Below are 25,400 nucleotides of genomic sequence, written 5' to 3' on the forward strand. Positions count from 1 at the left end.
ATCTGCTTCGGATCATCCTCTGCCGGCCGCGGCGCCGGACGCTGCCGCGTCGAGGACGGCGGGCAGCGCGCTGACGAGCGCGTCCACCTCCTCCTCGCCGACGATCAGCGGCGGAGCGAGCCGGAGGACGTCCGGAGCGACCGCGTTCACCAGGAAGCCCGCGTCCTGCGCCGCCTGCTGCGCGCGCGGCGCGACCGGCTCGGTGAGCACGATACCCAGCAGCAGCCCCGCACCGCGGACCTGCGCGACCATGGGATGGCCCAGCCCGGCGACGCCGTCGCGCAGCCGCGCGCCGACCCGCTTGACGTGGTCGAGCAGTCCCTCGGCGGCGATGGTCTCCAGTACCGCGAGCCCGGCGGCGCAGGCGATGGGGTTGCCGCCGAAGGTGGAGCCGTGCTGGCCGGGCTCCAGCAGCTCGGCCGCGGCCCCGAAGGCCAGCACGGCGCCGAGCGGCAGCCCGCCGCCCAGCCCCTTGGCGAGTGTGACCACGTCCGGCTCGACGCCCTCGGCCTGGCAGGCCAGCCAGTGCCCCGTCCGGCCGATGCCGGTCTGGATCTCGTCCAGCACCAGCAGCGTGCCGGTGGCGGCGGTGATCTCGCGGGCCGCGGTCAGATAGCCCTCGGGCGGGACGACGACGCCGTTCTCGCCCTGGACCGGCTCGACGATCACGAAGGCCGTGTCCTCGGTGACCGCCGCGCGCAGCGCCTCCGCGTCGCCGTAGGGCACGTGGGTGACCTCGCCGGGCAGCGGACGGAAGGGGTCCTGCTTGCCGGGCTGGCCGGTCAGCGCGAGGGCCCCCATGGTGCGGCCGTGGAAGCCGCCGTGGGTGGCGACCATGCCGGTGCGGCCGGTGCGCCGTCCGATCTTGAAGGCGGCTTCGACGGCCTCGGCCCCGGAGTTGGCGAAGTAGACCCGCCCCGGCCGGCCCGCGACCTCCAGCAGCTTCTCGGCGAGCAGCACCGGCGGCTCGGCGATGAAGAGGTTGGAGACGTGGCCGAGCGTGGCGACCTGGTCGGAGACGGCCCGCACGACCGCCGGGTGCGCGGTGCCGAGCGCGTTGACGGCGATGCCGCCGACGAAGTCGAGGTACTGCCTGCCCTCGGCGTCCCACAGCCTGCTGCCCTCGCCGTGGGTGAGGGGGATGCGCGGCGTGCCGTAGTTGTTCATCAGGGCGCCCTGCCACCGGCCGGTGAGGGCGGAGTTGTCGTGCGCGATGGTCATGCGGGGCCCTCCGCGTCGTCGTCCACGGTCAGCGGCGCGCCGGGCGGGGTGTGCCGCGGCGCGGGAACGGCGTCGGGCACGACCATCGTGCCGATGCCCTCGTCGGTGAAGATCTCCAGCAGGATGGAGTGCGGCACCCGGCCGTCCAGCACCCGGGCGGTGTGCACTCCGTTGCGTACGGCGTGCAGGCAGCCCTCCATCTTGGGCACCATCCCGCTCGCCAGGTCGGGCAGCAGCTTCTCCAGCTCCGCGGCGGTCAACTCGCTGATCACGTCGTCGCTGTTCGGCCAGTCCGCGTACAGGCCCTCCACGTCGGTGAGGACCATCAGCGTCTCGGCACCCAGCGCCGCGGCGAGCGCGGCGGCCGCGGTGTCGGCGTTGACGTTGTAGACATGGTCGTCGTCCGCGCTGCGGGCGATGGAGGAGATCACCGGGATCCGGCCGTCCGCCAGCAGCGCCTCGATCGCTCCCGTCTCCACGGAGCTGATGCGGCCCACCCGGCCGAGGTCGACGGGCTCGCCGTCGACCTCGGCCAGATGCTTGGTCGCCGCCATGATGCGGGCGTCCTCGCCGGTCATCCCGACGGCCAGCGGGCCGTGCTGGTTGAGCAGGTTGACCAGCTCGCGCTGGACCTGGCCCGCCAGCACCATCCGTACGACGTCCATGGTCTCGGGCGTGGTCACCCGCAGCCCGGCGCGGAACTCCGACTCCAGTCCGAGCCGGTCGAGCTGCCTGCTGATCTGCGGGCCCCCGCCGTGCACGACCACGGGGCGCAGCCCGGCGTGCCGCAGGAAGACGACGTCCTGGGCGAAGGCCGCCTTCAGCTCCTCGTCCACCATCGCGTTCCCGCCGAACTTGATGACGACGGTCTTTCCGTGGTGCCGGGTCAGCCAGGGCAGCGCCTCGACGAGGGTCTGCGCCTTGGGCAGCGCGGTGTGCTTGCGGGTGCTCGGCTTCCGGGTGCTCATGACGAGTACGCGCTGTTCTCGTGGACGTAGTCGGCCGTCAGGTCGTTGGTCCAGATGACGGCGGACGCGGCTCCGGCGTGCAGGTCGGCGGTGATGCGGACCTCGCGGAAGCGCATGTCGACCTTGTTCCGGTCCTCGCCGACCGAGCCGCCGCGGCAGACCTGCACCCCGTTGATGGACACGTCCAGCGCGTCGGGGTCGAAGGCCGCGTCGGTGGTGCCGATGGCGGCCAGCACCCGGCCCCAGTTGGGGTCCTCGCCGTGCACGGCGCACTTGAGGAGGTTGTTGCGCGCGATGGTGCGGCCCACCGTGACGGCCTCGTCCTCGTCGGCCGCGCCGACCACCTCGATCCGGATGTCCTTGGAGGCGCCCTCGGCATCCCGGACGAGCTGCTGCCCCAGGTCGGCGCAGACCGCGCGGACCGCCTCGGCGAACGCGGCCGCCTCCGGCCGCACGCCGCTCGCGCCGGAGGCGAGCAGCAGCACCGTGTCGTTGGTGGACATGGCGCCGTCGGAGTCGATCCGGTCGAAGGTGGTGCGGGTGGCGGCGCGCAGCGCCGCGTCCAGTTCCCCGGCCGACAGGTCGGCGTCGGTGGTCAGCACGACCAGCATGGTGGCCAGGCCCGGCGCGAGCATGCCCGCGCCCTTGGCCATCCCGCCCACCGTCCAGCCCGCGGGGTCGGAGACGACCGCGGTCTTGTGCACGGTGTCGGTCGTCTTGATGGCGAGGGCGGCCTTCTCGCCGCCGTGCGCGGAGAGCGCGGCGGTGGCGGCCTCGACTCCGGGCAGCAGCGCGTCCATCGGCAGCCGCTCCCCGATCAGTCCGGTGGAGGCGACGGCGATCTCGGCGGCGCTGTGTTCGGTGCCGGTGGCGGAGGTCAGCGCCGCGGCGGTCCGCTCCGCGGTGGCGTGGGTGTCCTGGAAGCCGGGTGCGCCCGTGCAGGCGTTGGCGCCGCCGGAGTTGAGGATGACGGCGGAGACCCGGCCGCCCTTGAGCACCTGCTCGGACCAGAGCACCGGCGCGGCCTTGACGCGGTTGGCGGTGAAGACTCCGGCCGCGGCCTGGCACGGGCCGGTGTTGACGACGAGCGCGAGGTCGGGGGCCCCGCTCTGCTTGATGCCCGCGGCGATGCCCGCAGCCGTGAATCCGCCGGCCGCTGTGACGCTCATGGTGCGACTCCGATCGTGGAAAGTCCCAGTCCCTCGTCCAGGCCGAGGGCGATGTTCATGCTCTGCACGGCACCGCCCGCGGTGCCCTTGGTGAGGTTGTCGACCGCGCTGACGACGACGATCCGGTCCGCCTCCGGGTCCCGGGTGACCTGGAGGTGCACCGCGTTGGAGCCCTGCACGGAGGCGGTGGCGGGCCACTGCCCCTCCGGGAGCAGGGTGACGAAGGGCTCGTCCTGGTACGCCTTCTCGTAGGCGGCCCGCACCTGCTCCGCGGTGGTGCCGGGGGCGGCCTTGGCGGAGCAGGTGGCGAGGATGCCGCGCGGCATCGGGGCGAGCGTCGGGGTGAAGGAGACGGTGACCCGGCGCCCGGCGGCCGCCGAGAGGTTCTGGACCATCTCGGGGGTGTGCCGGTGGGTGCCGCCGACTCCGTACGGGCTCATCGAGCCCATGACCTCGCTGCCGAGCAGGTGCGGCTTGAGGGCCTTGCCTGCGCCGGAGGTGCCGGTCGCCGCGACGACCACGGCCTCGGGTTCGGCGAGGCCGGCCGCGTAGGCGGGCGCGAGCGCGAGGGAGACGGCGGTGGGGTAGCAGCCGGGGACGGCGATCCGCCGGGTGCCGCGCAGCGCCGCACGGGCGCCGGGGAGCTCGGGGAGGCCGTAGGGCCAGGTACCGGCGTGCGGGGTGCCGTAGAAGCGCTCCCAGGCGGCGGCGTCGGCCAGCCGGAAGTCCGCGCCGCAGTCGACGACCAGCGTCTCGTCGCCGAGCTGCTCGGCGACGGTCGCCGACTGCCCGTGCGGGAGGGCGAGGAAGACCACGTCGTGGCCGCGGAGCAGCTCCGCGGTGGTCTCCTCCAGCACCCGGTCGGCATACGGGACCAAGTGCGGCTGGAGGGTGCCGAACCGCTGCCCGGCGTTGCTGTTCCCGGTCAGCGCCCCGACCTCGACCTGCGGATGCCCGGCGAGCAGGCGCAGCACCTCACCCCCCGCGTACCCGCTCGCTCCCGCCACTGCCGTGCGCACTGCCATGAGACCTCCTCCTCAGAGGCATGACTATACGCAGGGCGGCAGTTTTATGCAATGAATCGTGTGATCAATCGCCTGAGGCGGTGCGGGCGAGCCCAGCGGCTCACGGGGAGCCCCCTGCCTGCCCGCAGATTCCCGCGCAGGCCAGAAATCAGTAGCCATGGACATAATAGCCATGTACTTTATGAGTCATGAGCAACGGCGCACCGGGCCCCACGCCCGGATTCCTGGTATGGCGGCTCGCCAACAAGTGGCGGGTCGCAGTGGACCGCGCGGTGGCTCCGCTGGGCCTCACCCACGCGCAGTACTGCCTGGTCGCGTCGCTGCACGGGATGCAGCGCACCGGCGAGCGGCCGAGTCAGCGCCGGCTCGCCGACCACACCGGCCTGGAGGCCCTGTACGTCTCGAAGCTGGCGCGGGCCCTGGAATCGGCCGGGCTGATCGAGCGCACCCGCGACCCGCGCGACCCGCGCGCGGTACAGCTTTCCCTCACCGGGCAGGGCCAGGCCGTCACGCGGGAGGCCATCGCGGTGGTCCAGCAACTCCTGCAGCAGTTGCTGGAGCCTCTCGGCGGCCTCGACGGTCCGCGAACCGAAGCGTTCACCGACGAGCTGACGACCCTGCTCGACGTATCTCTCGCGCCATCCGCACCGCACGACGACAGCACTCAGAGCGACGACACCGCTCAGAGCGACGGAACCACTCGGAGGAGAGCACCATGACCACCACGGCACCCGTGGCCGACGCCCGCATGCTCGGCCTGGCCCACTATGCCGCCCGCGGCGTCCTGGAACATGTCCTGGCCCGGCACGGCCTCACCTTCGAGCAGCAGGTGGCCCTGCGCACCCTCGTCACCGCCGGGACTCCCCTGACGGCGGACGACGCCGTCGCCCGGGTCCGGGGCTCCCTCAAGGCCGCTCCGGTCGACATCCGCGCCACTCTCGACGAGCTGCTGGCCGAGCAGTTGATCCTCGCGGACGACGCGCTCCTTCGCCCCACCGACGCGGGGCGCGAACTGCTCGCCGCCGTCGGAGCGGAGACCGCACCCCTCTCCGCCCGCATCTGGGGCGGGATACCGGACGAGGACCTGGCGGCCGCCGGTCGCGTCCTCGCCCTGGTCACCGAGCGCGCCGATGCGCAACTCGCGGAGCTGACGGCCTGACCGCCCGAACGCCCGACCGCAGCGCTGCACGGTGGTCCGGAGTGCTTCAGCCGGCTCGCACACGCCTGCTGAAGCACTCCGTCACAGGCAGCGGCAGGCCCCGCCGGCCGCACCGGGAACGCGCCGGGACCGGCGCGGCGGCAGGCCCGCTACCGCTGCCGGGTGGCCTGCCGCCGCTCCCTCACTTCAGGTGGCGGGTGAAGAACCGGGCCGCGGCCTCCCCGGCGAACTGCGGGACGCCCGTGTGTCCGCCCATGTTGGCGTGCAGGGACTTCTCCTGGGAGCCGAAGGCGTCGAACAGGTCCAGGGCTGCCTGCCGGTCGTTGCCCTCGTCGTCCCACTGCAGCAGCACGTGCAGCGGAACGGTGACCCGCCGGGCCTCCTCGAACATGACGCGGGGCACGAGACTCCCGGCGAAGAGGCCGGCGGCCGCGATGCGCGGCTCGACGACCGCGAGGCGGACGCCGACGGAGATCACTCCCCCCGAGTACCCGACCGGGCCGCCGATCCCTGGCAGCGCCAGCAGGGCGTCCAGGGCCGCCTGCCATTCCGGGACGGCCTCCTCGACGAGCGGGAGGACGAGGGCGTCGATGATCTCCTCGTCGACCGGACGGCCGGTCTCCTTGGCCCGGCGCAGGTCGGCGCGGGCCTGTTCGAGGACGGGCAGGCGGGGCCGGTCGCCGCTGCCGGGGAGTTCGACGGTGGCGGTGGCGAATCCGTCCGCTGCGGCGTGCCGGGCCCGCGCCGCCAACCGCGGGTACATCCTGCGCAGTCCGAGCGTGGGGTGGCCCAGCAGGATCAGCGGGACCGGTGCGGAGGCGACGGCGGTGGCGGGTGTCCACAGGATGCCGGGGATCCCGTCGAGGGTGAATGCGCGTTCGAGGACGCCGTCACCGAGGGGCTGTTCGGAAGTGAAACGCATGGTCGTGCCTTTCGGGAGTGCGCGTGATCGGCGCTCCCGGACGACCTATCGCCCGACCGTGACCCCGGAGGGGAGCACCCATGTCGAAACGTTCACGGGTACCACCTCCTCACTCCTCGCACGGCCGCCGGCAACATAGCAGCGGCCGCGGCGGGGCTGCCAACGGTTTTCCGGGCCCGCGTCACGCCGGCGACTGCGGGAGCTTGGCGGCGACGGCGTCGAGGACCCAGTCCAGGCCGTTCGCGAAGGACGTCCCGGCGTCCACCTCCGTGCCGTCGTGTACGGCCTTGGCGAGTGCCGGGAAACGGCCGGTGGCCAGCATCTTCGTCACGTGCGACCCGTGGGCGCGCTGCCAGTCGCGGTCGGACAGGCCCGTGGCGCGCTCGGCCCGCAGGTTCGCGACCTCGCGCCTGATCGCGCCGGTGGTGTAGGCGCCGACGGTCTCCACGGCCCGCATGACGGTGTCGAGGCCGGCGAGGCCGTCGAGCGCCGACAGCCTGGCCTCGGTCACGGCGAGGCCGTTCGGCCCCAGGGTCGGGCGGCCGCCGAGCAGGTCGGCGAGCCATTCGTGGCGGAGCGCTGCCTGCCTGGTGCGGTGGGCGAGGACGCGCAGCGCCTCGCGCCAGTCGCCGGGCTGCTCGTCGGGGAGGATCTCGCCCTGCACCTCGTCCACCATGAGGTCGAACAGCTCCTCCTTGGTGGAGATGTAGCGGTACAGCCGCATCGGACCGGCGTCCAGCCGGGCGGCGACCTTGCGCAACGACACCGCTTCCAGCCCGCCCTCGTCGGCCAGCGCGACGGCGGCGGCGACGATCCGCTCGCGGTCGAGCGGCACGGGGCGAGTCGGCGGTTCCGGCCGGTCCCACACAGTCATGGGAACACCCTACTGTTGCGATACACCGTAGCGTCGCAATACAGTGTATCGGTATGAGACATCGCATCGCAGTGGTCGGAGGCGGCCCTGCCGGTCTGACCTTCGCCCGCGTCCTGCACCGCCACGGCCACCCCGTCGCCGTCCTCGAACGCGACCCCTCCCCCGACGCGCGCCCCCCGGGCGGCACCCTGGACCTGCACGAAGGGCTGGGTCAGCGCGCACTGGAGAAAGCCGGGCTGCTGGCCGAGTTCCGGAAGGTGTCCCGCCCCGAGGGGCAGGCCATGCGCATCCTGGACCCCGACGGGACCGTGCTGCGCGACTGGCAGCCCCGCCCGGACGAGCGGGCCAATCCCGAGATCGACCGCGGCCGGCTCCGCGACCTGCTGCTCGGTCCACTGGACGTCCGGTGGGGGCAGGACGTGACACAGGTGGTGCCGGGCATGCGGGACGGCGCACTGGTCCGCTTCGCGGACGGGCGGGAGGAGACGTTCGACCTCGTGATCGGGGCGGACGGCGCCTGGTCCCGGACCCGCGCGGCGGTCTCGCCGGTGACTCCGCACTACACCGGCGTCACCTTCGTCGAGACCTCCCTGGACGACATCGACACCCGCCACCCCGACCTCGCCCGGCTGGTCGGCGACGGCTCGATGGCCGTGTACGGCGCGAACCGGGCTCTGGTCGCGCAGCGCAACAGCGGCGGCCACGTCAAGGTGTACGCCCAGTTCCGCGCACCGCTGGACTGGCACACGGAACTGGACCTCGCCGACGGAGAGGCGGTACGCGCACATCTGCTGACGCTGTTCGACGGCTGGGCCGCTCCCGTCCTCGACTTCCTCCGCCGCGGCACCGCCTTCGTCCACCGCCCGCTGCACGTCCTGCCCGTGTCCCACACCTGGACGCACGTCCCCGGAGTGACGCTGCTGGGCGACGCCGCCCATCTGATGCCCCCGCTGGGGGCGGGCGCGAACCTCGCCATGCTGGAGGGCGCCGAACTCGCCGAGTCCCTCGCCGCCGGCTCCGGGGATCCGGACGAGGCCGTCCGCGCCCACGAGGAACGCATGTGGGACCGGGCCGGCAGATGGGCGGAGCTGACCGCGGCCGGTCTGGAACGCCTGGTGAACCCCGACCCCGCCCAGGCCGTCGCCCTCTTCGACGAAGTCCAGCCGTCCTGACCGGCGCGGGCGGTCCCACCGCCCGCGCCGACGGCCGGCCGGCCCCGCGCCCCGCGCCCCGGCCCCGGCCCCGGAAAATGTCTCGCACCGCGGGCCGCCCCGCCGTGATACTGCCCCGCATGCCTTCCTTCTCCGACTTCGACACCCGCGGCTACCGGACCGTGGATGTGGCCACCGGCTACGGCCGGTGGGTCAGCACGTACGAGGACACCGTCGAGGACGTGATGGACCTCGCGCTGCTGGCCGAACTGACGGTGCCCACCTGGAGCGGGGCGCGGCGGACGGCCGATCTGGGCTGCGGCACCGGGCGGACCGGCGCCTGGCTGCGGCAGCGGGGCGTCACCGGCACCCTCGACGGGGTCGACCTCACCCCGCAGATGCTGGAGCGGGCCCGTGCCAGGGGCGCACACGACCGGCTCCAGGAAGGCGATGTGCGCGCCACCGGGCTGGAGTCGGGCGCCTACGACCTGGTGATCTCCTCGCTCATCGACGAGCACCTGCCCGATCTGCGGCCGTACTACCGGGAGGCCCGGCGGCTGGCGGCCCCGGGCGCGCACTGCGTGGTCGTCGCCTTCCACCCGCACTTCATCATGGCCTCCGGCATGCCCACCCACTTCACCGACGCCTCCGGCGAGGACATCGCCATCGAGACCCACGTCCATCTGCTCAGCGACCACGTGGCGGCGGGACTGGGCGCCGGGTGGCGGCTCGTGGAGATGCGCGAGGGCATCGTCGACGAGCGGTGGCTGGCCCGCAAACCGAAGTGGGCGACGTTCCGCAACCACCCCGTCTCGGCCGCGCTGGTGTGGGCGCGGGAAGACGGCTGAGCACCACACGGACGGTAGGCCGGACGACGGGCGCGGCGGGGTTTGCCTTGGAGCACGCTCCAGCGCCTGGCGTCCCTGGCGGATCGCACGGAGCACCTGGCCCGGCATCCGTTCACCGCGTTTCTCTTTCCCCTTCAGGAGGTACCGACATGACCCTTCCCACCCGCCACCTCGGCGATCTGGCCGTCTCCGCGCAGGGCCTCGGCTGCATGGGGATGAGCGACGCCTACGGCAAGTCCGACGAGGCCACCTCCGTGGCCACCCTCCACCGGGCACTCGACCTGGGCGTCAACCTGCTGGACACCTCCGACTACTACGGTGAGGGCGCCAACGAGGAACTCGTCGGCCGCGCCGTCGCGGGCCGCCGCGACGAGGTGGTGCTGGCGACCAAGTTCGGCTTCGCCAACAAGCTGGACGACCCCATCCGCATCCGGGGCGACGCGGCCTATGTGCGCCAGGCGTGCGAGGCGTCGCTGCGGCGGCTGGGCACCGACCACATCGACCTGTACTACCAGCACCGCGTGGACCCCGAGGTGCCCATCGAGGAGACGGTCGGGGCGATGGCGGAGCTGGTCGCCGAGGGCAAGGTGCGCCACCTGGGGCTGTCCGAGGCGAGTGCGGAGACGGTCCGGCGCGCCCACGCGGTGCATCCGATCAGCGCCCTGCAGAGCGAATGGTCGCTGTGGACCCGCGACCTGGAGGACGGCACGGCCCAGGTCTGCCGCGAACTGGGCATCGGGGTGGTGCCCTTCTCGCCGCTCGGCCGCGGCTTCCTGACCGGCCGCTACACCTCGGTCGACACCATGGAGGAGTCGGACAGCAGGCGCGGCATGCCGCGTTTCACCGGGGAGAACTTCGACCGCAACCTGGCGATCGTCGAGCGGCTGGAGGAACTGGCCGAGCGGCGCGGCGTCACGGCGGGGCAGCTCGCCCTGGCGTGGGTGCAGCACCGGGGCGACACGGTGGTGCCGATTCCCGGCACCCGGCGGCAGAAGTATCTGGAGGAGAACGTGGCGGCGCTCTCGATCTCGCTGACCGCGCAGGAGTTGGCCGACATCGAGGCGGCGGCTCCGCGGGACCGGATCGCCGGTGCCCGCTACGACGACGGCAGCCTGGCCTTCGTCAACGGCTGAGCGGCAGCCGGCCGGTGGCCGCGCGGAGCACGGCGCGGACGGCGGCGGGCGCCGGGAGGGCCGCATGCGGATCGCGACTGCGGGCGGCCCGGGGCGCCGCGGATCACAGCAGGTCGAGGTGCCAGGCACCGGCGCCGCCCGCGAGGGCGAGGGTGGCGAGCGGGTGCGCCTCGACCTGCCAGTAGGCGTGCGGCGGGGCCTTGAGCACGTAGCAGAGCGCCGCGCGCAGGACGGACGGTTCGGTGACGGCCACCGCCTGGTCGCCGTCACCCACCGGACGGGTGTCGAGCCAGCCGCCGATCCGGCGGATGAAGGACAGCAGGGACTCCCCGCCGTGCGGCGCGGAGCACGGGTCGGCGTACCAGCGGTGCACGGCCTCCGGCTCGCGGGCCGCCACCTCGGCGAGGGTGGCGCCGCGCCAGCGGCCCATGTCGCATTCGAGCAGCGCCGGCTGGGCGAGCGGGGCGAGGCCGAGCACGGCGCCGGTCTCCCGGCAGCGCGCCGAGGGCGAGCAGTAGCGCAGTTCGGCGGCGGCGAGGTGGGAGAGCGCGGGGGCCCGGCGGACGACCTCCTCCCAGCCGGCGGCGTCCAGGGAACGCTCGTCGTCGAAGCGCACGTTCGCCACGGGAGAGCTGCGGCCCGCGGCGAGTAACGTCATTCGCACGTGCATGCGCCGAGAGTAGAGCCGGACGGCCCGGTGTTCGAGAGGCAGACGTCCGGCAGTTGTGTGCGCACTCCGCTTTCGGACGCGGCCACGCGGGCAGAGCACGCGAAGCGGGCGGCGCCGTGCAGGCCGGGCCCACACCCGCTGGGCCTCCGCCCACCGGGCGGCCTCGGTCAGCTCCGCGTGAGCACCTCGGCGCAGGCCGCACCCAGGCGGCGTACGCCCTCGACGATGTCGCCCTCGGCCGCCGCGGGGGCGAAGGTGAGCCGGATGTGCGGGGCCGGGGACTCGGCGGCGAAGTAGGGGCTGCCGGGCGCGACGGCGACACCGGCGCGGAGCGCGGCGGCGGTCAGCACACCCTCGTCGGTGCCGTCGGGCAGCCGCAGCCACAGGTGGTAGCCGCCGCGCGGGGCGTGCGCCAGGCCCAGCGCGGGCACCTGGTCGGCGAGCGCGGCGAGGGTCAGTTCGCGGCGGGTGCGCAACTCGGCGGCGACGGTCCGCAGATGACGGGGCCAGGCGGGGGCCCCGACGAGTTCGAGTGCGGCCTCCTGGAGCGGCCGCGGCACGAAGAAGGTGTCGACGATCTGAATGGCGCGCAGCCGCTCCAGCACCGGCCCGCGGGCGGCCAGCGCACCCACCCGCAGGCTCGGCGAGGTGGCCTTGGTCAGCGAGCAGATGTGCACGACGACACCGTCGGGGTCCTCGGCGCGCAGCGCGGGCGGCAGCGGCTCGGCGTCCTCGTGCGCGAGGTGCCGGGCGAAGTCGTCCTCGACGAGGAAGGCGCCCGCCTCGCGTACCGCGCGCAGCACCTCGCGGCGGCGGCCCGGCGCGAGGACGGCGCCGGTCGGGTTCTGGAACAGCGGCTGGCAGACGAACACCCGTGCGCCGCTGGCCCGGAACGCGTCCGCCAGCAGGTCGGGGCGTACCCCCTGGGAGTCCACCGGGACCGGCACGGGGCGCAGGCCCGAGGCGCGGGCCGCGGCGAGCATGCCCGGGTAGGTGGGGGATTCCACGAGCACGGCGGCACCAGGGGGCGCGAGGGCGCGCAGCGCGGTGGTGAGCGCGGACTGGCCACCCGCGGTGATCAGTACGTCAGCGGCCGCGACCGTGCCGCCGGGTCCCCCGATCTCCCGCGCGAACCAGCCGCGCAGCTCTTCGAGTCCTTCCAGGGACGGCCGCAGCCAGGCCCCCGGGCGGCGTCCGGCGCGGGCGAGCGCGGCGGCGAGCGCCTGCGTGGGCTGCAGGCCGGGCGGCAGATAGCCGCCGTTGAGTTCGAGCACTCCGGGCGGGGGCACGTCCAGCGTCGTGGTGACGCCGTTCGCGTCGACGCTGCGGGGCACCTGGTCACCGGAGGCTTCCGCGCTCAGGGCCACCTCCTGCCACGAGGTGTCGCCCCGCTGGAGCAGCGCACTGTCCGGGCGCCGGGCAGGGGCGCGGAAGGCGCCGACGCCGGGCCGGGTGACCACCAGTCCCTCGGCCACGAGCACCCCGAGTGCCCGCGAGACGGTGACCGGCCCGGCCCGGAACCGCTCGACCAGTGACCGGCTCGACGGGAGCTTTTCACCCGGGGAGTAGCGGTCCAGCTCTCCTCGAAGGGAAGCGGCCAGTTCAGCAACACTGCTACGCTCGACCATGAGAGACAACGATAGCGCTATCCGGCCCGCGCGGATAGCGGACCCGGCCCCGGACCTGACGGCGCCGACAGCGGCCCCGCACCCCGCCGCCGTGACCACTCCCGCGCCGAAGCACCCGGGCCCGGCCGCGGTTCCCGGGCCCGGCGCCCCGGCGACCAGCACCGGCGCGGTCTTCGCCGTGCTGGGAGTCGTCTTCTTCTCCCTCACCTTCCCCGCGACGAGCTGGGCGCTGGACGGGTTCGGCCCGTGGACGGCCGCCGCGCTGCGCGCCCTGATCGCGGGACTGGTCGCCGCGGGAGTGCTCGCGGCGCGGCGGGTACCGGTCCCGCACCGGCGGCACTGGGGCGGGCTCGCGATCGCCGCCTCCGGTGTCGTGATCGGTTTCCCGCTGCTGACCACACTCGCCCTGGAGACCTCGACCACCTCGCACGCCGCCGTGATCGTGGGCCTGCTGCCCCTCACGACCGCGCTGTACTCGACCGTACGGACCGGCTCACGTCCCGCTCCGCTGTTCTGGGTGGCCGCGCTGACCGGCGCCGCGGTGGTGGTGGCCTTCGCGGTGCAGCAGAGCGGCGGCGCCCTCGCCGTCGGCGACCTGTTCCTGTGCGGGGCGCTGCTGGTCTGCGCCGCGGGCTACGCCGAGGGCGGCAGGCTGGCCCGGGAGCTGCCCGCGCTGGAGGTGATCGGCTGGGCACTGGTGGCCTGCCTGCCGGTGGCCGCGGTCGGCTCCGCCCTCGCCCTGGCCCACGAGCCGGTGGCGCTGACCTCGCATTCCGTGCCGGGCCTGGTGTGGGGCGCGGTCGCCTCCCAGTTCGTCGGCATGCTCCTGTGGTACCGCGCGATGGGCCTCGCCGGGGTGGCCCGGACCAGCCAGGTGCAACTCGCCCAGCCGCTGCTTACGCTGGTATGGGCGGTGCTGCTACTCGGTGAGCGCCTGTCCCCCGCCGCACCCGCGGCGGCGCTCGCCGTGCTGGTGTGCATCGTGGTCGTACAGCGCAGCCGCGCCTGACCACCCGTAACAGGAGGGCAAGTCCATGCGAGCGAACACGGGCGACCAACTGCTGATGCACGGACGGACCGTGGGGCAGCACGACCGTACGGCGGAGATCCTGGAGGTCCTGGGCACCGAGGGTGAACCTCCGTACCGGGTGCGTTTCGACGACGGCCACGAAGCCGTGGTCTCCCCCGGCCCGGACTCGGTCGTGCAGGGCCACCGGGAACCGCACGGTCAGCAGCGCTGACCCCGGCGGACCGATCCCCCGCGGGAGGGCCACCGCTCCGGCCCCCCGGCCGGATGGGGCTGCCCGCGTCCGGCGGGCCGGGGCCCCGGCACCGGCACCGGCACCGGCCCGCGACAGGAGCACCCCACTCCGCACATTGGTGACCTTTCGCACCCGCCCCACTCCACCTGTGTCGGCACAGGTAACGTCGGGCGGCGGAGCAACGTGTCCCGGCGGCCCTCACAACACTCGGGACGGGTTCGCTGCGGACCGTGAAGTTCAGCGAAAGGCACGAGGTGACGGAGTCTGTAGCCGACGTAGCACGCGTCGGAGTGGTGGGCTGTGGGCAGATGGGTGCGGGTATCGCGGAGGTGTGTGCGCGGTCCGGCCTCGAGGTGATGGTCGCGGAGACCACCGGTGAGGCCCTGGAGCTCGGGCGCACCCGGCTGGTCAACTCGCTCGGCAAAGCCGCCGACCGCGGCAAGATCAGTCGGCAGGAGTGCGACGAGACGCTGGAGCGGCTCTCCTTCACCACCGACCTGGGCGACTTCGCCGACCGCGATCTGGTCATCGAGGCCGTGATCGAGAACGAGCAGGTCAAGACGGAGATCTTCCAGGTGCTGGACCAGGTGGTGACCCGCAGCGACGCCATCCTGGCCTCCAACACCTCCTCGATCCCGCTGGTGAAGCTCGCCGTGGCCACCTCGCGGCCCGACCAGGTCATCGGCATCCACTTCTTCAACCCGGCGCCGGTGCAGCAGCTCGTCGAGCTGATTCCCGCCCTGACCACCGGCGAAGAGACCGTCAAGCGGGCCGAGTCCGTGGTCGGCCAGGTACTGGGCAAGCACACCATCCGGGCACAGGATCGCTCCGGCTTCGTCGTCAACGCGCTCCTGATCCCCTACCTCCTCTCGGCCATCCGGATGTTCGAGTCGGGGATCGCCAGCCGCGAGGACATCGACAACGGCATGGAGATGGGCTGCGCCCACCCGATGGGCCCGCTCAAGCTCACCGACCTGATCGGCCTCGACACCGTCGCCTCGGTCGCCGACTCGATGTACGCCGAGTTCAAGGAGCCGCTCTACGCCGCTCCCCCGCTCCTCCAGCGCATGGTCGACGCGGGCCGCCTGGGCCGGAAGGCCGGCGCGGGCTTCTACGCCTACTCCTGAGCTGCGGAGACATGCTGTCCGGCCGTCGACCACCAGTCGCGGTCCTGGAACAGTGAAGGCCGCTGCCGGACGTACCGGTAGCGGCCTTCGAAGGTCGTTCAGTAGTGCGGCAGTTCGTGGACTCCTGGAACGCCGTGCTGAAGTCGCGTCGCCCCACCGGCAAGGCGATCTCCTGATCGGCTACCTGGTGGCGCCCCTGCGGGCGCGTCGCCACCCCTGGACGCCGCGTGCCGCTGCGCGCGTCTCGCTGCTGCGCTGTGCAGCTCGCCAGGCGGCCCAGAGCCGGTTCTCCCGGTTGCGGACCACGCGCACGACATCGTCACGGAACTCCTGGAGGCAGGGAACCGGCACGGCCACATCCTTCCAGGCTGCCCCGACGGCAAGCCGGAACAGATGTCACCAGACCATGCAGCAGCCCCAAGCGCTGGTGGTCGGTCGTGAAAGTGCTGGTTGGCGGACAGCGAAGGTGCCGATCCGGAAGGACACGCAAAGGGCTGGGCAGCTCAGCCGGATTCTGCGAGCAGGTGAACGACGCCGGCCGGGTTCTTGATCCAGTGGGTTCTGGATTCGAGGTTGTGCAGGGGTTCGACCTCGTCGCACGGGCGGATGCCGGTGCCGGCCAGTGTGGCGGTCGCCGCGTCCAGGTCATCGGTGTGGAGCTGCAACCACAGGTCGGGCTGGCTGTAGTTGTCGACGCAGTCCAGCCACAGCGTGTTGGGGCCGAACCGCACCGAATGAGTTGTTGAGACGGTCGGGGCGTAGGAAACGTCCTCTTCTTTGACGTCGAATCCCAGGGTGTCGCGGTAGAAGACCACGGTGGCCTCGTACTGCGCCTTGGGGATCTTCATGGCGATGTTCAGACCGGCGGTGAACTCAGGCTGGTTCATTGTCAGGTGGCTCCTTGGTCGGGGTGGCGGTGGCGCCCAGTGCGCGTTCCAGCGCGGTCAGCCGGTCATCCCATCTGTTGGCGAGCGTGGCCAGCCATATCTGGGCCGCGCGGATGGGCGCTGGTTCCAACCGGTAGGGGTGGCGCCGGCCGGCCGGTTCAGCGGAGCTGATCAGGCCCGCTTCGGCGAGCTGGTCGAGGTGCTTGGCCACTGCCTGTCGGCTGATCGGCAGCCGCCGGGCCAGATCGGTGACGGTCGCGGGTCCGGCGTGGGCGAGTTCGTCCAGCAGCGCCCGCCGGGTCGGATCGGTGAGCGCCGCGAACACCGCGACGGCCTGTTCCTGTGCATCAGGCCGCCGCATCGAGGTAGGTCTCCAGATCGCCCAGTTCTGCGGTCCATCCCTGGCTGTTGGCCTGGTGGGCGGACCGGGCAACGTGGTCGGCGGCCTGGGCGAACCCGCTCTCCACCAGACGCAGCCGGGTCCCGTCCGCTACGGGCTCCAGGGTGAAGGTCACCAGCGTCAGGGGCGCGTCGTCCCCCGGCCAGCCCTCGATTGGCCACCTGAACGCCAAACGGTGTGGTGGATCGACGATCGTGATCGTGGCGACGGATTCTTGGTCGAGGCCATCCCAGCGGAAATACGCTCGACCGCCGGGCCGTAGATCGATCTCAGCTACCGAGCCGAACCATTGCGACAGCCCTTCGGCGGTGGTCAGCGCGGCCCACACCCGCTCGGCGGGATGCCGCAGCACCGTCTCGCGTTCGATCCTGTCCGGAACCACACCCATACTCCTTCGCAACCTTTGAGTTGCCATAATGATGGCAACCTAATGGTTGCGATGAACGTTCCACAAGCCCGGCCCGGAACGCGCGAGCGTCGCACGACCTGCCAACCGTCCGCCGTGACTCATCCACCCCAGCTCGAGCCACGACCGGCGCTTCCCCTGCCCGCGTGTCGGCACCCGCTGTCCGCGGACTTCTTCTCCCCTCAAAAGGGCCGGGCCCGAGGCGCACCCCGACCCCAACAGCCCCTGCGCACACGGGAGACGGCGGCCGGAGGATCGCCACCCGGGCCCCGATCGGCGTACCGTTCTGAGTGTCCAGGTCAGAACGAGGAGTCCCGTATGCCCGAGCAGACTGACAGCAGCGAGACGTTCGGCCAGAGGGTCCGCCGAGCGCGCATCCGCAACGGACAGACCAGAGCAGTCGTCGGCGGACTCGTCGGCCGCAGCACCGAATGGGTCAAGGCCATCGAGACCGGCCGCCTCAAATGCCCCCGGCTTCCCCTGCTCCTGCACTTGGCAGACGTACTCGGCGTCACCGATCTCGCCGAACTGACCGGCGACGACCGCGTGACAGCCGCAGCCCATGCGAAGACGGCACACGAAGCTCTTCCGGGCGTCCGCGCGGCCCTCACCTCCTATCGTCTCTCCGGCCATGACGAGGAACCCGAGAGCGCCGACGAGCTGGCGCGCAGGGTCTCTCACGCCTGGCACCTGTGGCACGCACCTGGCGAACACCGCACGCGCATCGCCGCGGTCCTGCCCGACCTGCTCGCCGACGCCCAGCACTCCGCACGAGCTCTCGACGGAGTCGACCGGCGCCGTGCCCTGGTCGCACTCGCGGAGACGTACCACCTCGCCCAGCTCTTCCTCTCGTTCCAGCCCGCGCCCGAGCTGGTGATGCTCACCGGAGACAGGTCGATGGCGGCTGCCCAGGACGCGGACAGCCCCAGGGCGATGGCTGCCGCTGCCTGGTACATGAACCACGTCTTCCGGGACGCGGGCGAGCGGCACGAAGCCCGCGTCGACCTCGCGATGAAGGCCGCCGACCTCCTGCGCCCGGAGGCGTCACGGGACGAGTTGGCCCGCTGGGGACTCCTGCACCTGGCTGCGGCCCTGTCGTATGCGAAGGTCGGCCGCCGCGGTGATGCCGACCGGTTCTGGGACCGTGCCGACGAGGCGGCCCGGCGGCTGGGGCCTGACTACTCGCACCCGTACCTCATCTTCGGCCGGGGCATGGTGGACGCCTACGCGATCACCATGCAGAACGACTTGGTCCGGCCCGGCGCCGCGGTGGAGGCGGCTCACGCCGTGGAGATCGAAGGGACGCCGTCGGCTACACGACGCGCATTCCATCAGATCGAGTCGGCTCGGGCCTACGCTCTGCAGGGCGAGACCGTGGCGGTGGTGCACCTGCTGAAGCGCGCGTTCGAGACCTCACCGGAAACCGTGCGGTACAACCTGTTCGCTCACTCGACCCTGCGGGAGACGCCCGATCGCGGACTGGTGCGGGACGAAGTGAGGTATCTCCGCGCCAAACTGAGGGTGTCCGCGTAGGTACACTCCGTACCTGTCGGGAGGGGGGTACAGACCCTACCTGTAGCCCCCCGCACGGCTTCTTACCGTCTGTGCATTGCCCACTACAGAGGACACGGCGATGACACAGACGACGGAGCGCGCACCCTTCAAGCGCGGTGACTACCTGGTGGACGAGGCCACGCGGCAGCTCGTGCCGCCCGAGCCCGGTTGGGTGGGCCGCGTACAGCAGGTCCTCGGCGGGCCGCCGCCGCTGTACGTCCTGGTGACCCCGACCGGCTACGAGTGGCGGGCCCGTCCGGAGCACGTACGTGCCGCCACCGCAGCGGAACGCGCGGACTACGACGCCGCATTGGAACGCAGGCGCCGCGGGCTGCGCGAGCTCGGCCGTCGGCTCGCCGGGAGCCGCCGCGCATGAGCACCCTGAGGATCCGCGTCTCCCGTGACGGCGGCCGGACCTGGAGCCGGTGGCGCACGCTGCGCGGCGGCAAGCACTGTGCCATGCGTGCCGACTGGGGGCCCTGCCGGTGCCCGCGCTGCCGGGAGGGACGTGACCGGGATGCCGCCTGAACCCGCGACGACCACGCCCCGGGGCGGCACCTGGTACGGCGCCTGCCCCCGCTGCAAGCAGCCCTTGGAGCTGACCAGCGGACGCGACGGCACGGGCCGGGTCGTCAGCGCCCGCTGCCGCCACTGCCCGCCCGCTCACCCGCCAGGAGGACCGCTGATGCCCGGGACCGCCGGACAGGACGGCACACCATGACCGGCCGGGACGCGCCGAGCGGCCTGCTGGAGGTCGTGTCCGGCGGACTCGGGCGGTACTGGGACGGCACCGCCGTGACCGCGCCCGCCGCATGGACGGAGGCACCGCTCGCCGACCGGACCGCGGCCCTCACCGAGCTGGCCTGGCAGGCGCGCGGTGCGGAGAGCGCCCACCCGGCCACCCACGCCGCCAGCCGGCTGGCTCTCGCCGCCGCGCAGGAGGCGTGGGCCTGGGGGGTGGCTCTCGCCGCGGGCGCGGACATCCCGCCGTTCCGGCTGCTCCCCCGCTGGCTGGCGCACGATCCGCCGGATGTGCAACTGGAGGCGTGCGTCCGGCTCCTGGCGGCCGCCCGCACCGGCGTACTGCCCGCGGCCCCCTACCGCTGCGCGGTCTGCCCCGCGGACCAGAACCTCCACCTGGTCGTCCACGTCCGCTGCACCGGGCCCGGCCTCCAGGAGTGGCGCTGCGGACTGTGCGCCGGACTGCCCCTCGACCCGGACACCGTCCCCGAGCCCCTCGACGTCCTGTACCGGCGTCAGCCGGGCCGGGACGACGACCGGCCGTGACCCGTCGCCGTAGGCCCCGTCGTCGTGTGCCGGCGCGCCGGAGCGGCTTCCGCCGGACGAGCCGGCGCCGCGCTCCCGGGCCTGCCCCGGCGGGTGTGCGCGGCCCCGCGGCGGTACCGGCCGGGCCCGGAAGCGGGCCCGGCGGCCCGGCGTCACACGGCGGGGGTGTCGGCGTGCGGCTCACCGCCGGGCTGGTCCGGGTCGTCGTCGGAGGAGCCGCCCGACGTGTTGGACGTGCCGGAGGAACCGCTCGATGTTCCGAGCGGCTTGTCGGGCTTGCCGTCGAAGGGGGCGGCCGCGGTCCGGTCCGGCACCTCCGGCGCCGGGCCCGGCGCGCCATCCGGCGCCTCCGGCGCACCGTCCTGCGCGGCTACCGGCTGGTCGCTGGGCTTCCTGAGCTTCTCGACCGTCCGGCGGCGGGCCGCGTCGACCGAGGTCCGCACCACCGAGAGCGGCATGGCGACCGCCTCCAGGGGTTTGCGTTCGGCGTCCACGCCGAGGAACGTCTCGGCCAGTCCTCCGATGACCATGATGACCGCGCCGACCAGGAAGCCGATGTAGAGCCTGCCGCGTTCGGTGCCGTCGCCGATGAGCCAGCCGTAGAAGTAGGGGCCGGTGGCTCCGGCGGCCTGGCCGATGGCGAAGAAGAGCGCGATGGCCTTGCCGCGGACCTCCAGCGGGAAGATCTCGCCCGCCGTCAGGTAGCCGGAGGAGGCGCCCGCGGAGGCGAAGAAGAAGATGATGCACCAGGCGGCGGTCTGGGTGGTCGCGGTCAGCGCGTCGGCGACGAACAGCGTCGCGGTGACGCCCAGTGCGCACCCGGAGAAGAGGTAGGTGCCGGCGATCATCCAGCGCCGTCCCACGATGTCGAAGAACGGCCCCAGGACGATCGGACCCAGCAGGTTCCCCGCGGCGAACGCGAGCAGGTACATCGGGGCGTCCTCGTCGGAGACGCCGTAGAACTTCGTCAGTACCAGGGTGTACGTGAAGAAGATCGCGTTGTAGAGGAACGACTGCGTGATCATCAGCGTGGAGGCGAGCACGGCCCGCTTGGGGTACCTCCGGAAGAGCACCCGCAGCAGCGTGACGTAGGTGCTGTGCGCCGACTCGCTGATCTCGATGGCGTCCTTGTCCTCGACCGGCGGCAGCTTCTTGCCGTGGGCGCGCACGGCGGACTCGATCCGGGCGATGGCGGCCTCGGCCTCGGCCTCCCGCCCGTTCATGATCAGCCAGCGGGGGCTCTCGGGCAGATGGCGCCGGACGAACAGCACGGAGAAGCCCAGGACCGGGCCGAGCAGGAACCCGATCCGCCAGGCGACCGCGTCGTCGAAGGAGCTGAGGATCACCAGTTCGGCGACGGTGCCGACCATGGCGCCGGCCCAGTAGGTGCCGTTGACCAGCAGATCGACCCGGCCCCGGAAGCGGGCGGGCATCATCTCCTGGATCGCCGAGTTGATGGCCGCGTACTCGCCGCCGATACCGGTTCCGGCGATGAAGCGGGTCATGTACAGGAAGGCGTCCCAGCCGGGCCCCTGCCCGTAGGTGAGCGCGGTCAGCCCGCTGCCGAACAGATAGACGCCGAACGTCAGCAGGAAGAGCTTCCGCCGCCCGAAGCGGTCGGCCATCCGGCCGAAGAAGAGCGCACCGGTGACCTGGCCGACCAGGTAGACGGTCGCGATCAGGCCCGCTTCGCTGGAGGAGAGCCCCAGGGTGTCCGAGCGGGTGAGGACCGGGGTGATCGAGCTGGCGACCGTGATCTCCAGGCCGTCCAGGATCCACGCACAGCCCAGCGCCGCGATCATCTTCGTGTGGAAACCGGACCAGGGCATCCGGTCGATACGAGCAGGGATCAGGCTGCGGAGCGGTGAGTCCGCCGGACGGGATGATGAGTTCGCTGCTGCCACGACGTCACCCGTAACCGCCGCCGACCGTCCATCAGAAGATCGTCCGGGCTTCTCACCCGAAAAGATGAGGGGACATCCGCCGGTGACGGATGTCCCCTCGAACGCCGGGACGAGAATCGGTCAGGCGCCCCGCAGCACCGCGCCCGTCCGCTCGACCGCCTCGGCGACCGCCGCGTCCCGCGCGGCGGACGCCTCCTCGGCCTTGAGCGTGCGGTCCGGAGCCCGGAAGCGCAGCGCGTAGGCCAGCGACTTGCGGCCCGCGCCCAACTGCTCGCCGGTGAAGACGTCGAACAGCCGCAGCGACTCCAGCAGCTCGCCGGCACCGGCCCGCAGCGCGCTCTCCACCGCGGCGGCCGGGACGGCCGCATCCACGACCAGGGCCACGTCCTGCGTGGCCACCGGGAACGTGGACACGTGCGGAGCCCGCACCGGCTCGCCTCCGGCCCGCTCGACCAGGTCGAGGTCCAGCTCCATGGCGCAGGTGCGCTCCGGCAGACCCAGCGCCTTCAGCACCCGCGGATGCAGCTCCCCGGCGTGCCCGGCCGGCACCGGCGCGCCGTCCAGCAGCACGTGCAGCGCGGCGCAGCGCCCCGGGTGCCAGGGCGCGTGAGCGGCGCTCTCCACGGTGAGCCGCACGCCCGCCTCGGCGGCCACGGTACGCGCCGCCTCGACGGCGTCGGCCCAGGTGGCGGGACGGCCCGCGCCCCACCATCCGGCGCGCTCCCGGGAACCGGCCAGGACGACGGCCACGTGCCGGGGCTGCTCGGGCAGCGCGGCGTCCAGCGCGTCCAGCTCCTCCCGGGTGGGCCGCCGGGTGACCGGGGGCCGCCCGGCGGCGTCGCCGGTGCCGGTGGGCAGGAAGACCAGACCCGTCTCGAACAGCGCCAGGTCGTGGCTGCCGCGCCCGTCGTTGCGGCGCAGCGAGGCCAGCAGGCCGGGCAGCAGCGTGGTGCGCAGCCCGGGCTCCTCGTCGGAGAGCGGATTGACGAGCTGCACGGTGCGCCGCCGCGGGTCGCCTGCCTCCAGGCCCAGCGCGTCGAAGGCCGCGGCCCCGACGAACGGGTACGACGGCGCCTCCACATAGCCCGCGCCCGCCAGCGCCCGGCCGACCCGGCGGTGCAGCCGCTGGCGCTCGGTCAGCCCGCGGCCCGGCAGCGGCCTGGGCAGCGTGGCGGGCAGGTTCTCGTAGCCCTCCAGCCGGGCGACCTCTTCGGCCAGGTCGTTCGGGTCCGTCAGGTCCGGCCGCCAGGACGGCACGGTGACCGTCAGCTCGTCCGGCGCGCCCGGGGTGCCGGACGGCGCGGTGTTCCCGTAGACGTCGCAGCCGACCTGCTGGAGGCGGCGCACGACCGTCTCACGGCCGTAGGCGACGCCCGCGACGCGGTCGGGGTGGTCGGCGGTCATCCGGACCGTACGCGGCCCCGAGGGAGTGGTGATCTCGGTGACGCCCGGGTCGGCCGTGCCGCCCGCGAGGAGCTTGAGCAGGTCGACCGTGCGCTGCGCCGCCGCTGCCGCCGCCTGCGGGTCGACGCCGCGCTCGAAGCGGCGCGACGCCTCCGAGGAGAGCTTGTGGCGGCGTGCGCTGCGGGCGACGGAGACCGGGTCGAAGTGCGCGGCCTCGATCACCACGTCCGTCGTACCGGCGGCGGTGGCACCGTCCGGACCGGCGGCCGCATCGGCGATCTCGGTGTCGGCGCCGCCCATCACGCCCGCCAGGCCGATGGGCCCGCGGTCGTCGGTGATGACCAGGTCACCGGCGTCGAGCGTGCGCTTGACCCCGTCGAGGGTGATCAGCTTCTCGCCGCTCTCGGCGCGGCGCACCCCGATGGTGCCCTGGACCCGGGAGCGGTCGTAGGCGTGCAGCGGCTGGCCCAGTTCCAGCATCACGTAGTTGGTGATGTCGACGGGCAGCGAGACCGGGCGCATCCCGGCCTTCTGCAGCCTGCGCTGCAGCCAGATCGGGGACCGGGCCCCGGGGCGCAGCCCGGAGACGGTGCGCGCGGTGAACCGGTCGCAGCCCAGCGGGTCGGCGACCCGCACCGGGTAGCCGTCCGCGGTCGGCGGGGGCACGTCCAGCAGCGCCGGGTCGCGCAGCGGCAGCCCGTAGGCGGTCGCCGTCTCCCGGGCCAGGCCGCGCAGCGAGAGGCAGTAGCCGCGGTCGGGCGTCACCGCGATGTCGAGTACCTCGTCCACGAGTTCGAGCAGCTCGATCGCGTCGGTGCCGGCCTCGTGCTCGGGCGGCAGCACCAGGATCCCGCCGTGGTCCTCGCCCAGACCCAGCTCCCGCTCGGAGCAGATCATGCCCTCCGAGACGTGCCCGTAGGTCTTCCGGGCGCTGATCTCGAACCCGCCGGGCAGCACGGCGCCCGGCAGCACGACGACGACCTTGTCGCCGACGGCGAAGTTGGTGGCCCCGCAGATGAGGTTCTGCGGCTCCCCGGTGCCGTTCGCCCCGCCCACGTCCACCTGGCAGTAGCGGATGGGCTTCTTGAACCCGGACAGCTCCTCGACGGCCAGCACCCTGCCCACCACCAGCGGGCCCTTGAGCCCGGCACCGGTCCGCTCCACCGTCTCGACCTCGAGCCCGGCCGCGATCAGCCTGGCCGCGACGTCCCGGCCGGTCTCGGAAGCCGGCAGGTCGACGTACTCCCGGAGCCACGAAAGCGGCGCCCGCATCAGATCTCCATCCCGAACGGCAGGGTGAAGCGCACGTCACCCTCGACCATGTCTCGCATGTCCTCGACGTTGTGGCGGAACATCAGCATCCGCTCGATGCCGAACCCGAAGGCGAACCCGCTGTAGCGCTCGGGGTCGACACCGCAGGCCGTCAGCACCCGCGGGTTGACCATGCCGCAGCCGCCCAGCTCGATCCAGCCCTCGCTGCTGCAGGTACGGCAGGGGTGCTCCGGGTCGCCCACGGAGGTGCCCCGGCACACGAAGCACACCATGTCCATCTCGGCGGAGGGCTCGGTGAAGGGGAAGTAGGACGGCCGCAGCCGGGTGCCCAGCCCCTCCCCGAACAGCGCCGAGACCATGTGGTCGAGGGTGCCCTTGAGGTCGGCCATGGTCAGCCCCTCGTCGACGGCCAGCAGCTCGACCTGGCCGAAGACGGGGGTGTGCGTGGCGTCCAGCTCGTCGGTGCGGTAGACCCGGCCGGGGCAGATGACGTAGACGGGCAGTTCGCGCTCCAGCAGCGAGCGGATCTGCACCGGTGAGGTGTGGGTGCGCAGCACCACGCCGGAGTCCTCGGCGCCGCCCGGACCCTGCACGAAGAAGGTGTCCTGCATGGTGCGGGCCGGGTGGTCGGGGTCCAGGTTGAGCGCGTCGAAGTTGAACCACTCGGCCTCGACCTCGGGCCCCTCGGCGACCTCGTAGCCCATCGCCACGAAGACGTCCTCGATCCGCTCGGACAGCGTGGTCAGCGGGTGCCGGGCGCCGGCCGGACGGCGGTCGTGGGGCAGCGTGACATCCACGGCCTCCTCGACCAGCACGCGCTCGTCGCGCTCGCGCTCCAGCTCCTCCTGCCGGGCCTTGAGGGCCTTGTTGACGGCCCCGCGGGCCTGTCCGACCCGCTTGCCCGCCTCCGCCTTGGCCTGCGGCGGCAGCGCGCCGATCTCGCGGTTGGCCAGCGCCAGCGGGGAGCGGTCCCCCGCGTGCGCCGCCTTGACCTCGCGCAGCGCCTCCAGATCCCCGGCGGCGGCGACGGCGTCGAGCGCCTCGTCCCTGGCCCGGTCGATCGCTTCCGGTTTCAGTGCCTCGACCTCGACTGGGTCGTACGACTTGTTGGGTGCCGACATCTCTTCCC

General features: G+C 73.0%; 26 protein-coding genes. 11 read left to right on the plus strand and 15 right to left on the minus strand.

The features are described from left to right. Positions 1–12 precede the first annotated feature (12 nt). Genes BMX65_RS12865 through argC form a run of 4 tightly spaced genes read right to left on the minus strand, consistent with a single transcriptional unit; the run spans position 13 to position 4,383 of the window. Positions 13–1,221: an acetylornithine transaminase gene (locus tag BMX65_RS12865; RefSeq protein WP_075000383.1), complete on the minus strand. Its 1,209-nt coding sequence runs from the start codon at positions 1,219–1,221 to the stop codon at positions 13–15. Beyond that, a complete protein-coding gene (gene argB, locus BMX65_RS12870) occupies positions 1,218–2,189 on the minus strand; it encodes an acetylglutamate kinase (RefSeq protein WP_075000384.1) in 972 nt (323 codons plus the stop codon). Before argB ends, BMX65_RS12865 begins: the two co-directional genes overlap by 4 nt. Next, positions 2,186–3,358 carry a bifunctional glutamate N-acetyltransferase/amino-acid acetyltransferase ArgJ gene (argJ, locus tag BMX65_RS12875; RefSeq protein ID WP_075000385.1) on the minus strand — a complete coding sequence of 391 codons (1,173 nt, stop codon included), beginning with the start codon at positions 3,356–3,358 and terminating at the stop codon, positions 2,186–2,188. Before argJ ends, argB begins: the two co-directional genes overlap by 4 nt. Next, the gene (argC, locus tag BMX65_RS12880; protein WP_075000386.1) at positions 3,355–4,383 is read right to left on the minus strand and encodes an N-acetyl-gamma-glutamyl-phosphate reductase; all 1,029 of its coding nucleotides are present in this window, start codon (positions 4,381–4,383) and stop codon (positions 3,355–3,357) included. The genes argJ and argC overlap by 4 nt, the downstream gene beginning before the upstream one ends. A gap of 188 nt (positions 4,384–4,571) precedes the next feature. Between argC and BMX65_RS12885 the strand changes: the two genes are divergently transcribed. After that, a complete protein-coding gene (locus BMX65_RS12885; protein WP_075000387.1) occupies positions 4,572–5,102 on the plus strand; it encodes a MarR family winged helix-turn-helix transcriptional regulator in 531 nt (176 codons plus the stop codon). After that, positions 5,099–5,542, plus strand: a complete 444-nt coding sequence (locus BMX65_RS12890; RefSeq protein ID WP_075000388.1) for a MarR family transcriptional regulator — start codon at positions 5,099–5,101, stop codon at positions 5,540–5,542. Before BMX65_RS12885 ends, BMX65_RS12890 begins: the two co-directional genes overlap by 4 nt. Positions 5,543–5,723: 181 nt before the next feature. Here BMX65_RS12890 and BMX65_RS12895 read toward each other — a convergent pair whose 3' ends face one another. Then, positions 5,724–6,464, minus strand: coding sequence for an alpha/beta hydrolase (locus BMX65_RS12895; protein ID WP_075000389.1), 741 nt, complete (start codon positions 6,462–6,464; stop codon positions 5,724–5,726). Between the two features lie 181 nt (positions 6,465–6,645). After that, positions 6,646–7,338: a TetR/AcrR family transcriptional regulator gene (locus BMX65_RS12900; RefSeq protein ID WP_075000390.1), complete on the minus strand. Its 693-nt coding sequence runs from the start codon at positions 7,336–7,338 to the stop codon at positions 6,646–6,648. Between the two features lie 53 nt (positions 7,339–7,391). Here BMX65_RS12900 and BMX65_RS12905 point away from each other — a divergent pair, with 53 nt between their 5' ends. The 3 genes from BMX65_RS12905 to BMX65_RS12915 all read left to right on the plus strand — a co-directional run bounded on the left by BMX65_RS12905 (position 7,392) and on the right by BMX65_RS12915 (position 10,470). Then, the gene (locus BMX65_RS12905) at positions 7,392–8,510 is read left to right on the plus strand and encodes an FAD-dependent oxidoreductase (protein WP_075000391.1); all 1,119 of its coding nucleotides are present in this window, start codon (positions 7,392–7,394) and stop codon (positions 8,508–8,510) included. A 119-nt stretch (positions 8,511–8,629) separates the two neighbouring features. Beyond that, the gene (locus BMX65_RS12910) at positions 8,630–9,337 is read left to right on the plus strand and encodes a class I SAM-dependent DNA methyltransferase (RefSeq protein WP_075000631.1); all 708 of its coding nucleotides are present in this window, start codon (positions 8,630–8,632) and stop codon (positions 9,335–9,337) included. Between the two features lie 149 nt (positions 9,338–9,486). Next, complete coding sequence (locus BMX65_RS12915) at positions 9,487–10,470, plus strand: aldo/keto reductase (RefSeq protein WP_075000392.1); 984 nt, start codon at positions 9,487–9,489, stop codon at positions 10,468–10,470. 103 nt (positions 10,471–10,573) lie between these two features. Here the strand turns inward: BMX65_RS12915 and BMX65_RS12920 are convergent, their stop codons facing one another. Together BMX65_RS12920 and BMX65_RS12925 are read right to left on the minus strand one after the other, a co-directional pair. Next, positions 10,574–11,140: a histidine phosphatase family protein gene (locus BMX65_RS12920; protein WP_075000393.1), complete on the minus strand. Its 567-nt coding sequence runs from the start codon at positions 11,138–11,140 to the stop codon at positions 10,574–10,576. A 167-nt stretch (positions 11,141–11,307) separates the two neighbouring features. Continuing rightward, a complete protein-coding gene (locus BMX65_RS12925; RefSeq protein WP_075000394.1) occupies positions 11,308–12,768 on the minus strand; it encodes an aminotransferase-like domain-containing protein in 1,461 nt (486 codons plus the stop codon). Here BMX65_RS12925 and BMX65_RS12930 point away from each other — a divergent pair. The 3 genes from BMX65_RS12930 (at position 12,767) to BMX65_RS12940 (ending at position 15,157) form a co-directional block, all read left to right on the plus strand. Further along, a complete protein-coding gene (locus tag BMX65_RS12930) occupies positions 12,767–13,777 on the plus strand; it encodes a DMT family transporter (protein ID WP_075000395.1) in 1,011 nt (336 codons plus the stop codon). The two genes, BMX65_RS12925 and BMX65_RS12930, sit on opposite strands and share 2 nt — an antisense overlap. A 25-nt stretch (positions 13,778–13,802) precedes the next feature. After that, on the plus strand, positions 13,803–14,009 hold the full coding sequence (locus BMX65_RS12935) for a DUF1918 domain-containing protein (protein ID WP_075000396.1): 207 nt from the start codon (positions 13,803–13,805) through the stop codon (positions 14,007–14,009). A gap of 275 nt (positions 14,010–14,284) precedes the next feature. Then, positions 14,285–15,157 (plus strand): 3-hydroxybutyryl-CoA dehydrogenase, encoded by an 873-nt coding sequence (locus BMX65_RS12940; protein WP_177214260.1) that lies wholly within the window; start codon positions 14,285–14,287, stop codon positions 15,155–15,157. Between the two features lie 180 nt (positions 15,158–15,337). On the opposite strand, the gene BMX65_RS32845 is transcribed toward BMX65_RS12940, so the two are convergent. The 4 genes from BMX65_RS32845 to BMX65_RS12955 all read right to left on the minus strand — a co-directional run bounded on the left by BMX65_RS32845 (position 15,338) and on the right by BMX65_RS12955 (position 16,832). Next, on the minus strand, positions 15,338–15,508 hold the full coding sequence (locus BMX65_RS32845; RefSeq protein WP_177214261.1) for a hypothetical protein: 171 nt from the start codon (positions 15,506–15,508) through the stop codon (positions 15,338–15,340). A gap of 152 nt (positions 15,509–15,660) precedes the next feature. After that, positions 15,661–16,044, minus strand: coding sequence for a VOC family protein (locus BMX65_RS12945; protein WP_075000398.1), 384 nt, complete (start codon positions 16,042–16,044; stop codon positions 15,661–15,663). Next, positions 16,031–16,405, minus strand: a complete 375-nt coding sequence (locus BMX65_RS12950; RefSeq protein ID WP_075000399.1) for an ArsR/SmtB family transcription factor — start codon at positions 16,403–16,405, stop codon at positions 16,031–16,033. Before BMX65_RS12950 ends, BMX65_RS12945 begins: the two co-directional genes overlap by 14 nt. Beyond that, entirely contained in the window at positions 16,392–16,832 is a 441-nt protein-coding gene (locus BMX65_RS12955; RefSeq protein WP_075000400.1) for an SRPBCC domain-containing protein, read from the minus strand. Before BMX65_RS12955 ends, BMX65_RS12950 begins: the two co-directional genes overlap by 14 nt. A gap of 336 nt (positions 16,833–17,168) precedes the next feature. On the opposite strand from BMX65_RS12955, the gene BMX65_RS12960 reads away from it, so the two are divergent. The 3 genes from BMX65_RS12960 to BMX65_RS12970 all read left to right on the plus strand — a co-directional run bounded on the left by BMX65_RS12960 (position 17,169) and on the right by BMX65_RS12970 (position 19,691). Further along, complete coding sequence (locus BMX65_RS12960; protein WP_075000401.1) at positions 17,169–18,383, plus strand: helix-turn-helix domain-containing protein; 1,215 nt, start codon at positions 17,169–17,171, stop codon at positions 18,381–18,383. A gap of 100 nt (positions 18,384–18,483) precedes the next feature. Beyond that, the gene (locus BMX65_RS12965) at positions 18,484–18,780 is read left to right on the plus strand and encodes a hypothetical protein (protein ID WP_075000402.1); all 297 of its coding nucleotides are present in this window, start codon (positions 18,484–18,486) and stop codon (positions 18,778–18,780) included. 341 nt (positions 18,781–19,121) lie between these two features. Further along, positions 19,122–19,691: a hypothetical protein gene (locus BMX65_RS12970; protein WP_075000403.1), complete on the plus strand. Its 570-nt coding sequence runs from the start codon at positions 19,122–19,124 to the stop codon at positions 19,689–19,691. A gap of 152 nt (positions 19,692–19,843) precedes the next feature. Here the strand turns inward: BMX65_RS12970 and BMX65_RS12975 are convergent, their stop codons facing one another. The 3 genes from BMX65_RS12975 to pheS form a co-directional block, all read right to left on the minus strand. Then, positions 19,844–21,520 (minus strand): MFS transporter, encoded by a 1,677-nt coding sequence (locus tag BMX65_RS12975; RefSeq protein WP_075000404.1) that lies wholly within the window; start codon positions 21,518–21,520, stop codon positions 19,844–19,846. 195 nt (positions 21,521–21,715) lie between these two features. Beyond that, the gene (gene pheT / locus BMX65_RS12980) at positions 21,716–24,271 is read right to left on the minus strand and encodes a phenylalanine--tRNA ligase subunit beta (RefSeq protein WP_075000405.1); all 2,556 of its coding nucleotides are present in this window, start codon (positions 24,269–24,271) and stop codon (positions 21,716–21,718) included. Then, positions 24,271–25,392 carry a phenylalanine--tRNA ligase subunit alpha gene (pheS, locus tag BMX65_RS12985; RefSeq protein ID WP_075000406.1) on the minus strand — a complete coding sequence of 374 codons (1,122 nt, stop codon included), beginning with the start codon at positions 25,390–25,392 and terminating at the stop codon, positions 24,271–24,273. Before pheS ends, pheT begins: the two co-directional genes overlap by 1 nt. Positions 25,393–25,400: the final 8 nt, after the last annotated feature.

It is taken from the genome of Streptomyces qinglanensis, assembly GCF_900111245.1.
Taxonomy (GTDB): Bacteria; Actinomycetota; Actinomycetes; order Streptomycetales; family Streptomycetaceae; genus Streptomyces; species Streptomyces qinglanensis.

What these genes read in the sequence shown, in the direction of transcription:
- BMX65_RS12925 (WP_075000394.1), bottom strand. Translation starts at nt 12,768, where the DNA reads ATGGTCGAGCGTAGCAGTGTTGCTGAACTGGCCGCTTCCCTTCGAGGA.
- BMX65_RS12905 (WP_075000391.1), top strand. Translation starts at nt 7,392, where the DNA reads ATGAGACATCGCATCGCAGTGGTCGGAGGCGGCCCTGCCGGTCTGACC.
- BMX65_RS12865 (WP_075000383.1), bottom strand. Translation starts at nt 1,221, where the DNA reads ATGACCATCGCGCACGACAACTCCGCCCTCACCGGCCGGTGGCAGGGC.
- argC (WP_075000386.1), bottom strand. Translation starts at nt 4,383, where the DNA reads ATGGCAGTGCGCACGGCAGTGGCGGGAGCGAGCGGGTACGCGGGGGGT.
- BMX65_RS12885 (WP_075000387.1), top strand. Translation starts at nt 4,572, where the DNA reads ATGAGCAACGGCGCACCGGGCCCCACGCCCGGATTCCTGGTATGGCGG.
- BMX65_RS12965 (WP_075000402.1), top strand. Translation starts at nt 18,484, where the DNA reads ATGACACAGACGACGGAGCGCGCACCCTTCAAGCGCGGTGACTACCTG.
- BMX65_RS12930 (WP_075000395.1), top strand. Translation starts at nt 12,767, where the DNA reads ATGAGAGACAACGATAGCGCTATCCGGCCCGCGCGGATAGCGGACCCG.
- argJ (WP_075000385.1), bottom strand. Translation starts at nt 3,358, where the DNA reads ATGAGCGTCACAGCGGCCGGCGGATTCACGGCTGCGGGCATCGCCGCG.
- BMX65_RS12975 (WP_075000404.1), bottom strand. Translation starts at nt 21,520, where the DNA reads ATGCCCTGGTCCGGTTTCCACACGAAGATGATCGCGGCGCTGGGCTGT.
- BMX65_RS12945 (WP_075000398.1), bottom strand. Translation starts at nt 16,044, where the DNA reads ATGAACCAGCCTGAGTTCACCGCCGGTCTGAACATCGCCATGAAGATC.
- pheS (WP_075000406.1), bottom strand. Translation starts at nt 25,392, where the DNA reads ATGTCGGCACCCAACAAGTCGTACGACCCAGTCGAGGTCGAGGCACTG.
- BMX65_RS12970 (WP_075000403.1), top strand. Translation starts at nt 19,122, where the DNA reads ATGACCGGCCGGGACGCGCCGAGCGGCCTGCTGGAGGTCGTGTCCGGC.
- BMX65_RS12920 (WP_075000393.1), bottom strand. Translation starts at nt 11,140, where the DNA reads ATGCACGTGCGAATGACGTTACTCGCCGCGGGCCGCAGCTCTCCCGTG.
- BMX65_RS12960 (WP_075000401.1), top strand. Translation starts at nt 17,169, where the DNA reads ATGCCCGAGCAGACTGACAGCAGCGAGACGTTCGGCCAGAGGGTCCGC.
- argB (WP_075000384.1), bottom strand. Translation starts at nt 2,189, where the DNA reads ATGAGCACCCGGAAGCCGAGCACCCGCAAGCACACCGCGCTGCCCAAG.
- pheT (WP_075000405.1), bottom strand. Translation starts at nt 24,271, where the DNA reads ATGCGGGCGCCGCTTTCGTGGCTCCGGGAGTACGTCGACCTGCCGGCT.
- BMX65_RS12900 (WP_075000390.1), bottom strand. Translation starts at nt 7,338, where the DNA reads ATGACTGTGTGGGACCGGCCGGAACCGCCGACTCGCCCCGTGCCGCTC.
- BMX65_RS12935 (WP_075000396.1), top strand. Translation starts at nt 13,803, where the DNA reads ATGCGAGCGAACACGGGCGACCAACTGCTGATGCACGGACGGACCGTG.
- BMX65_RS12895 (WP_075000389.1), bottom strand. Translation starts at nt 6,464, where the DNA reads ATGCGTTTCACTTCCGAACAGCCCCTCGGTGACGGCGTCCTCGAACGC.
- BMX65_RS12890 (WP_075000388.1), top strand. Translation starts at nt 5,099, where the DNA reads ATGACCACCACGGCACCCGTGGCCGACGCCCGCATGCTCGGCCTGGCC.
- BMX65_RS12955 (WP_075000400.1), bottom strand. Translation starts at nt 16,832, where the DNA reads ATGGGTGTGGTTCCGGACAGGATCGAACGCGAGACGGTGCTGCGGCAT.
- BMX65_RS12950 (WP_075000399.1), bottom strand. Translation starts at nt 16,405, where the DNA reads ATGCGGCGGCCTGATGCACAGGAACAGGCCGTCGCGGTGTTCGCGGCG.
- BMX65_RS12910 (WP_075000631.1), top strand. Translation starts at nt 8,630, where the DNA reads ATGCCTTCCTTCTCCGACTTCGACACCCGCGGCTACCGGACCGTGGAT.
- BMX65_RS12915 (WP_075000392.1), top strand. Translation starts at nt 9,487, where the DNA reads ATGACCCTTCCCACCCGCCACCTCGGCGATCTGGCCGTCTCCGCGCAG.